Below are 8379 nucleotides of genomic sequence, written 5' to 3'. Positions count from 1 at the left end.
AATAATAAGTAGTCATATTAGTGATTTGGCAATAATAATCTTTTGAAACATAGGTTTTATTAAATATTTTTTAATTATCATTAATTTCATTAAATTTGCACTGCAAACAAATAAACCTATTTTATTATGGCTTTTGATATTGAAATGATTAAAAAAGTGTACGGAACTATGGCAGAACGTGTTGATAAAGCACGTGAACTTGTTGGTCGTCCGTTAACACTATCAGAAAAGATTTTATACTCTCACTTATGGGAAGGAACGCCTTCTCAAGCTTTTTCTAGAGGAAAAGATTACGTAGATTTTGCTCCAGATAGAGTTGCATGTCAAGATGCGACAGCTCAAATGGCTTTACTTCAATTTATGCACGCTGGAAAAAAGACAGTTGCTGTTCCAACAACAGTGCACTGTGATCACTTAATTCAGGCTAAAGTAGGCGCGGCTACCGATTTGGCTGTGGCAAATTCACAATCTAAAGAAGTTTTCGATTTCCTTTCGTCTGTTTCTAATAAATACGGAATTGGTTTCTGGAAACCAGGTTCAGGAATTATCCACCAAATTGTTTTAGAAAATTATGCATTTCCAGGTGGAATGATGATTGGTACCGATTCGCACACAGTAAATGCTGGTGGTTTAGGTATGTTAGCAATTGGTGTTGGTGGTGCCGATGCAGTAGATGTTATGTCTGGAATGTCTTGGGAATTGAAATTTCCAAAACTTATCGGAGTAAAATTAACTGGAAAATTGAACGGTTGGTCAGCTCCAAAAGACGTAATTCTTAAAGTTGCTGATATTCTTACTGTAAAAGGTGGAACTGGTGCAATTGTAGAATATTTTGGAGAAGGTGCAATCAATATGTCTTGTACTGGTAAAGGAACAATCTGTAACATGGGTGCCGAAATTGGTGCTACAACTTCTACTTTTGGTTACGATGATTCAATGAGAAGATATCTAGCTGCAACAGATCGTCAAGATATTGTTGATGCTGCCGATAAAGTTGCAAAATACTTAACTGGTGACGATGAAGTTTATGCTAACCCAGAACAATATTTTGATCAAGTTATCGAAATTAATTTATCTGAATTAGAACCACACATTAACGGACCTTTTACTCCAGATAGAGGAACGCCAGTTTCTAAAATGAAAGAAGAAGCTGCTAAAAATGGTTGGCCTTTAAAAGTAGAATGGGGTTTAATTGGTTCTTGTACCAACTCATCTTACGAAGATATGGCTCGTGCTGCATCAATTGTAGAACAAGCTGTTGCTCACGGAATTACTCCAAAAGCAGAATTCGGAATCAATCCAGGTTCTGAGCAAATTCGTTATACTATTGAAAGAGACGGAATTATCGCAACTTTCGAAAAAATGGGAACAAAAGTATTTACAAATGCTTGCGGACCATGTATCGGACAATGGGATAGAGCTGGAGCTGATAAAGAAGAAAAAAATACTATCGTGCATTCGTTTAACAGAAATTTCTCTAAACGTGCCGATGGAAATCCAAATACGCATGCCTTTGTAACTTCTCCAGAAATGGTAGCTGCATTAGCAATTTCGGGTGATTTATCATTCAATCCAATCACTGATACTTTATTAAATGATAAAGGTGAAGCTGTAAAATTAAATCCACCAACTGGTGATGAATTACCAAAAAGAGGATTTGATGTTGAAGATGCAGGTTTTCAAGCTCCGGCTGCAGATGGAAGTAGTGTAGTAGTAGCAGTTTCTGAAACTTCAGATCGTTTACAACTTTTAGCGCCATTTGATGCTTGGGATGGACAAAATATTACAGGTGCAAAATTATTAATCAAAGCATTCGGAAAATGTACTACTGACCATATTTCTATGGCTGGACCATGGTTACGCTTCCGCGGACATTTGGATAATATTTCTAACAATATGTTGATTGGTGCTGTAAATGCTTTCAATCAAGAAGCTAATAAAGTTAAAAATCAATTAACTGGAGAATATGCTGCTGTTCCTGCTGTTGCAAGAGCTTACAAAGCTGCTGGTGTTCCTTCGATTGTTGTTGGTGATCAAAATTATGGTGAAGGTTCTTCAAGAGAACACGCTGCAATGGAGCCACGTTTCTTGGGTGTGAAAGCAGTTTTAGTAAAATCATTTGCTCGTATTCACGAAACAAATTTGAAAAAACAAGGTATGTTAGCGTTAACTTTTGCTAACGAAGCAGATTATGATAAAATCAAAGAAGACGATACTATCAATTTCTTAGATTTAAAAGAATTTGCTCCAGGAAAACCATTATCACTAGAATTTGTTCACGCTGATGGTTCGAAAGACATCATTTTAGCAAATCATACTTACAACGAAAGCCAAATTGGTTGGTTTGTTGCTGGTTCTGCTTTGAACTTGATTGCTGCCAATGCATAATATTGGTTTGTAATTTTTTTATATACTAAAACGCTTCAATTTTTTGGAGCGTTTTTTTTATTTCAAATTTATTCAACCTTTTTTTTATCTTTATCAAAACTAAACCAAACCAAAATAACCAAGAATGGAAGAAAATAATCAAGAAGAATTTAAAAAAGAACTCGGACTTCTAGACGGAACAATGCTTGTCGTTGGATCGATGATTGGCTCCGGAATATTTATTGTTAGTGCCGATATTGTCCGACAAGTAGGAAGCGCAGGTTGGCTTACAATAATTTGGTTGTTAACTGGGTTAATCACTGTTATTGCTGCAGTAAGTTATGGCGAGTTAAGCGCTATGTTTCCAAAAGCAGGCGGACAATATGTATATCTAAAAGAATCTTACAACAAATTAATAGCGTTTCTATACGGATGGAGTTTCTTCGCTGTAATTCAAACCGGAACTATTGCTGCGGTTGGTGTTGCTTTTTCCAAATTTGCTGCTTATTTATTTCCGCCATTAAGTGATGAAAATATCTTATATACTGTTGGTTCATTTAATCTAAATGCAGCTCAAATTGTATCTATTATTACGATTATCTTTCTAACGTATCTCAACAGTCGCGGAGTTAAAGACAGTAAAATGCTTCAAACTGTTCTAACAATTATCAAAATATTATCGCTTGCCGGATTGATTATTTTCGGATTTTTATTGGCTGCAAAGTCAGAAATTTGGAATGCCAATTGGACTAATGCTTTTGAATTACAATCCTATAATAAAGATTCTAGTTCTTGGTTGCCAATTTCAGGTTCTGCAATAATTGCTGCTATTTCTGCCGCAATGGTTGGATCTGTTTTTTCAAGTGATGCATGGAATGGCGTAACTTTTATTGCCGGTGAAATTAAAAATCCAAAACGTAACGTTGGTTTGAGTTTGTTTCTAGGAACTTTTATCGTAAGTATCATTTACATTTTAGCCAATATGATGTATTTGGCAGTTGTTCCTTTACAAGATATTGCTTTTGCAAAATCAGATAGAGTAGCAGTTGTAGCTTCCCAAAGTATATTTGGCGACAGCGGAACAATTATTATCGCTGTAATGATTATGATTTCGACTTTTGCCTGCAACAACGGATTAATTATGGCAGGAGCAAGAGTTTATTATACAATGGCTAAAGACGGATTATTCTTTAAAAAAGCAGCAACATTAAATTATGCAAGCGTTCCATCTTGGGCTTTGTGGGCACAATGTTTTTGGGCTTCGGCGTTATGTTTGACAGGGAAATATGGCGATTTATTGGATTTTGTTGTAATCATTGTTCTTATTTTTTATATCCTAACGATCTACGGAATTTTCATTCTTCGTAAAAAACGACCAGATGCTGAACGTCCATACAAAGCGTTTGGATATCCATTTCTTCCAGCGTTGTATATTATAATTGCAACAGCATTGAGTATTGGGCTATTAATTACAAAATTCTCAACTTGTGGTTGGGGTGTTTTAATAATGCTAACCGGAATTCCAATTTATTATTTGATGGGTTCCAAAGAATAAAAAAATGCTCCAATTAATACTTGGAGCATTTTTTTTAAGTTTTTTTGTAAACTTCGGTTAATCCGTCGTTCCATTTTATGGTTTCGTAATAGAAGTTTATAGAAGTTAAATTGCCTTTTTTTGTGATGAAACATTTTCCAGTTACACAAGCGTCATTTGCAGTGATGTTAATTGTATCACCGGTTTTTATTGTGTTACTTTTAAAATAGTCATACACTTTTTGTGCAACTTCGTCTTTTATAACCTTTTTAGAATTGTAAGTACTAACGACAAATGTTTCAGATTTGTACTTAACAATAAGTTCCATTCCGTTATAACCATATTTATAGGTGCTCACTTGTTGTTCCTTTTGAGCAAAAAGGAGTTGTGTCGCTAAAAGCAACAAAATTAAATTGATACGCATGTTTGGGTTTAGTTTGGGATACTAATTTTATGCGCTAAATATACTAAAATGATATTAATATCCAATAAAAAATCAAAAAAAAATCCGTTTATCTTAGATAAACGGATTTTAAATTTCAGAATTAATAATCTACTAGTAATAAGTATAACGTCTTACTTGAGCAATATATTTTGCAAGTCTAATAACTTGATGGCTGTAACCATATTCGTTATCATACCAAACATATAAAACAATGTTTTTTCCATCGCCAGAAACAATTGTAGCATTGCTATCAAAAATTGATGGTGCCGATGTTCCTACAATATCTGATGAAACCAATTCGTTATTTAATGAATATTTAATTTGCTCAACAAGTTCTCCTTCAAGAGCATATTGTTTCATGATGTTGTTAATTTCTTCAATAGAAGTTTCTTTTCCAACTTCTAAATTTAAAACAACAAGTGAACCATTTGGTACAGGAACACGAATAGCATTTGAAGTCAATTTCCCTGCTAAACTTGGTAAAGCTTTGGCAACAGCACTTCCAGCTCCAGTTTCTGTGATTACCATGTTTAATGCTGCTGCACGTCCACGACGGTATTTTTTATGCATATTATCAACCAAGTTTTGGTCGTTAGTATAAGCATGAATCGTTTCAAGATGACCTTTTACAACGCCAAGTGTGTCTTCAACTGCTTTTAAAATCGGAGTAATTGCATTTGTCGTACAAGAAGCAGCCGAGAAAATATCTACTGTATCTGGATTAAATTCTTCATGATTTACACCATAAACAATGTTTGGAACTCCTTTTCCTGGTGCTGTCAATAAAACTTTAGTAACACCTTTAGAAGTTAAATGACGCTTCAACGCCTCTTCACTTGTAAATGCTCCAGTGTTATCAATCACTAATGCATCTTCAATTCCATAAGCAGTATAATCAATATCCTCTGGAGAATTTGCTGTAATGATGTGAACAGTTGTTCCGTTAATTATTAAAGCATTATTTTCTGGATCGGCACTTACCGAACCTTCAAAATCTCCGTGAACTGAATCATATCGTAATAATGAAGCTCTTTTCTCTAATGATTCTGCATCATTTTTATCACGAGTTACAATTGCTCTCAATCGAAGTTGTTGTCCTTTACCAATTTTACTCATCATTTCACGAGCCAATAAACGACCGATTCTACCAAATCCATAAAGAACTACATCTTTAGGTTTAATGTCTTTAGATGATTTTGCATTCTTCAATTTATCAATTACAAACGCTCTTGCATCATGATATTTGTTGTCTTCAAGATGATATTCATACGTTAGCTTTCCAATATCAATTCTTGATGGTGGTAAATCTAAATTTTGAATAGCACGAGCAATTTCAACCGAATCAAATACATTAATTGGTTTTTGAACAAATTCACCTGCGTACTCATGAAGGTTGATGATGTCACTAACATTTCTGTCAATTAATTGATTTCTAAAAAGTACTAATTCAATTGATTTGTCAAACCATAAATCGCTAATGATTTTGATAAATTCAACTCCGGCTTTTCTTCTGTCTGCTTGAAAAGCAAGCTCTTTTTCGTATAATGCGTTGTTGTTCATAAGGAAAAGAAATTTTTTGTTGTGTGTTGTTTAGCCCGAATTTATTTCGGGATCATAATTTTCGGTGCAAAAATATAATTTTAAAACCTTCTACGAAAACGATTTCGCTACTTTTTTTAAAATAAAAAAATCCAATCGTTTAAGATTGGATTTTTAACTTGTTGAATTATTGATTTTTATATAATGATTCGCATCACTTGACCATTTTTCGTCATTAATTTAACACTTGTGCCTCGGTTTTCATCAGCATTATTGGTCGCTCTCGAAACGGTTTCAACATCGGTAGCTTTTACACCATTTATATCTAATATAATACTTCCTTGCAATTCCTCTTTATAAGGTTCCAATCGTTCATTATTTACTTCTTTGATTTTTACACCATAGTCAATTCTGAAGTTTTTCTTATCGGCAGCCGAAAGATTTTCCAATTCCAACCCTTTAAACTCAGTTATAATAATGTCATTTTTCACCAAAGTAACCGGAACCGTTTTTACATTTCCATCTCTCACGAAAGTCACATTAATCTTGTCATTTGGACGTTTTGTGTTGATATAACCAGACAATTCTGCGAAAGTTCCAATTTTTTGATTGTCTAATTTCTTTATAATATCACCTTCTTTTAATCCAGCTTTTTCTGCACCCGAATTTTTATTTACCTTATTAATGTAAAAACCTTCGGTATCTTTCACACCAAATTCTTTAGACATAGTTCCAGTTAAGGCATTTCCTTCAACACCCAAAATTCCTCTTTGAACATTACCAAATTCCATAATGTCTTCAATAATTTTACGAGTAATATTAGAAGGAACAGCAAACGAATACCCAGCATAACTTCCTGTTGGAGAAGAAATCATCGTATTAATTCCAATCAATTCTCCACGAGTATTTACCAATGCACCACCAGAATTTCCTGGGTTCACAGCAGCATCCGTTTGAATAAACGACTGAATTCCTCTTGTGTCTAAATTTCTAGCTTTAGCAGATACAATTCCAGCAGTAACCGTAGAATTCAAATTATACGGATTTCCAACCGCCAAAACCCATTCGCCAACTTTTACCTGATCGGAATCGGCAAAAGTTGAATAAGGTAATTTTCCATCAGCATCAATTTTTAACAAAGCAATATCCATTTTAGAATCGGTTCCCACCAATTTTGCTTTGTAAACTTTGTTATTATTTAAGGTAACTTCTAATTCAGTTGCATCTTTAATCACGTGATTATTAGTAACAATATAACCATCTTCAGAAATTATAACTCCAGAACCAGTACCAATTTGCTCTTGCTGTTGTCCGCCACGAGAACCATAAAAATATTCCATAATTGGGTTATAAACCGTTCTAACAGAAACATTTTTCACGTGAACTACAGCATGAACCGCATTTTCAGCAGCAGCAGTGAAATCAATATTTTCTGCACCGGCACCAACGGTTCTATAGTTAGAACTCTGGGCTTGCGTAACAATAGAATTGCCATTAGTATCCTTTTCAATAAATAATTTATACGCGCCAAGTGTTGTGGCACCACTCAATAAAGACACTAAAAATAAACTTGATAATCGTTTCATAATCTTACTTGTTTAAATCATTTAACATCAAAATTACAGTTTTATTATTTTCATAAAATCAGTTTAACGCTCGTTTAACACACTTTAACTTCCCATTAATATTTGTAACTTTGTAATGCTTTAAATTTACAGAAGCGAATGGTTTGCGCTTTTCTATAAACCATTTTCCTGCTTTTCGCGTTACAAGGTAACTGCTTCAATCAGGGCTAGATTGTAATCCATAGCATTAAATCAGAATTTCAATAAGCTTATAAGAAACTCAAAAATGAAATTTTACAAATATCAAGGAACAGGAAATGACTTTGTGATGATCGATAATCGTCTTGAAAATTTCCCCAAAAATAATACCAAACTCATAGAAAGTCTTTGTGACAGACGCTTTGGCATCGGTGCCGACGGGTTAATTCTACTAGAAAATGACAATTCGACAGATTTTAAAATGGTCTATTACAATTCCGACGGAAACGAAAGTTCAATGTGTGGAAACGGCGGTCGTTGTCTTGTAGCATTTGCCAAAAGTTTAAATGTAATCAATAACGAAGCAACTTTCATAGCTACCGACGGTTTACACAACGCAACAATCGATGAAAACGGAATTGTTTCATTACAAATGAAAGACGTTGATGAAGTAAAAATAGAATCCGAGTATGTTTTCTTAAACACAGGTTCGCCACATCATGTAACTTTAGTAAACGATTTAGAAAATTATAACGTGAAGGAAAACGGCGCAACAATAAGATATTCTGATTTGTACGGAAAAGTAGGAAGCAATGTGAATTTTGTTAATCAACTATCCGAAAATCATTTCGCTCTTCGCACGTACGAACGCGGCGTTGAAGACGAAACATTGTCTTGTGGAACAGGAGCAACAGCAACAGCAATCGCCATGAATGCCATCGGAAAAACTA

At 34.3% G+C, this 8379-nt stretch carries 6 protein-coding genes; 3 read left to right on the top strand and 3 right to left on the bottom strand.

Features of this window, described 5'->3' with window-relative positions; genetic code table 11:
* Positions 1-126: 126 nt before the first annotated feature.
* Together DIU01_RS00940 and DIU01_RS00935 are read left to right on the top strand one after the other, a co-directional pair.
* Positions 127-2388 (top strand): aconitate hydratase, encoded by a 2262-nt coding sequence (locus DIU01_RS00940; RefSeq protein ID WP_290831393.1) that lies wholly within the window; start codon positions 127-129, stop codon positions 2386-2388.
* A gap of 124 nt (positions 2389-2512) precedes the next feature.
* The gene (locus DIU01_RS00935) at positions 2513-3922 is read left to right on the top strand and encodes an APC family permease (protein ID WP_290831392.1); all 1410 of its coding nucleotides are present in this window, start codon (positions 2513-2515) and stop codon (positions 3920-3922) included.
* A 34-nt stretch (positions 3923-3956) separates the two neighbouring features.
* On the opposite strand, the gene DIU01_RS00930 is transcribed toward DIU01_RS00935, so the two are convergent.
* The 3 genes from DIU01_RS00930 to DIU01_RS00920 all read right to left on the bottom strand — a co-directional run bounded on the left by DIU01_RS00930 (position 3957) and on the right by DIU01_RS00920 (position 7471).
* Positions 3957-4325, bottom strand: a complete 369-nt coding sequence (locus tag DIU01_RS00930) for a hypothetical protein (protein WP_290831391.1) — start codon at positions 4323-4325, stop codon at positions 3957-3959.
* Positions 4326-4457: 132 nt separating this feature from the next.
* A complete protein-coding gene (locus DIU01_RS00925) occupies positions 4458-5906 on the bottom strand; it encodes a glyceraldehyde-3-phosphate dehydrogenase (RefSeq protein ID WP_290831390.1) in 1449 nt (482 codons plus the stop codon).
* 176 nt (positions 5907-6082) lie between these two features.
* Complete coding sequence (locus DIU01_RS00920; protein ID WP_290831389.1) at positions 6083-7471, bottom strand: trypsin-like peptidase domain-containing protein; 1389 nt, start codon at positions 7469-7471, stop codon at positions 6083-6085.
* Positions 7472-7736: 265 nt separating this feature from the next.
* Between DIU01_RS00920 and dapF the strand changes: the two genes are divergently transcribed.
* On the top strand, positions 7737-8379 hold a 643-nt coding region (gene dapF / locus DIU01_RS00915; protein WP_290831388.1), incomplete at its 3' end, for a diaminopimelate epimerase.

Origin of the sequence: Flavobacterium sp. (assembly GCF_003525665.1) — a bacterium.
Lineage (GTDB): Bacteria > Bacteroidota > Bacteroidia > Flavobacteriales > Flavobacteriaceae > Flavobacterium.
This window is presented reverse-complemented; position numbering and strand designations above follow the sequence as displayed.

Excerpts from the sequence above, each read along its gene's own strand:
- DIU01_RS00940 (WP_290831393.1), top strand. The coding sequence starts at position 127 with ATGGCTTTTGATATTGAAATGATTAAAAAAGTGTACGGAACTATGGCA.
- DIU01_RS00935 (WP_290831392.1), top strand. The coding sequence starts at position 2,513 with ATGGAAGAAAATAATCAAGAAGAATTTAAAAAAGAACTCGGACTTCTA.
- DIU01_RS00930 (WP_290831391.1), bottom strand. The coding sequence starts at position 4,325 with ATGCGTATCAATTTAATTTTGTTGCTTTTAGCGACACAACTCCTTTTT.
- DIU01_RS00925 (WP_290831390.1), bottom strand. The coding sequence starts at position 5,906 with ATGAACAACAACGCATTATACGAAAAAGAGCTTGCTTTTCAAGCAGAC.
- DIU01_RS00920 (WP_290831389.1), bottom strand. The coding sequence starts at position 7,471 with ATGAAACGATTATCAAGTTTATTTTTAGTGTCTTTATTGAGTGGTGCC.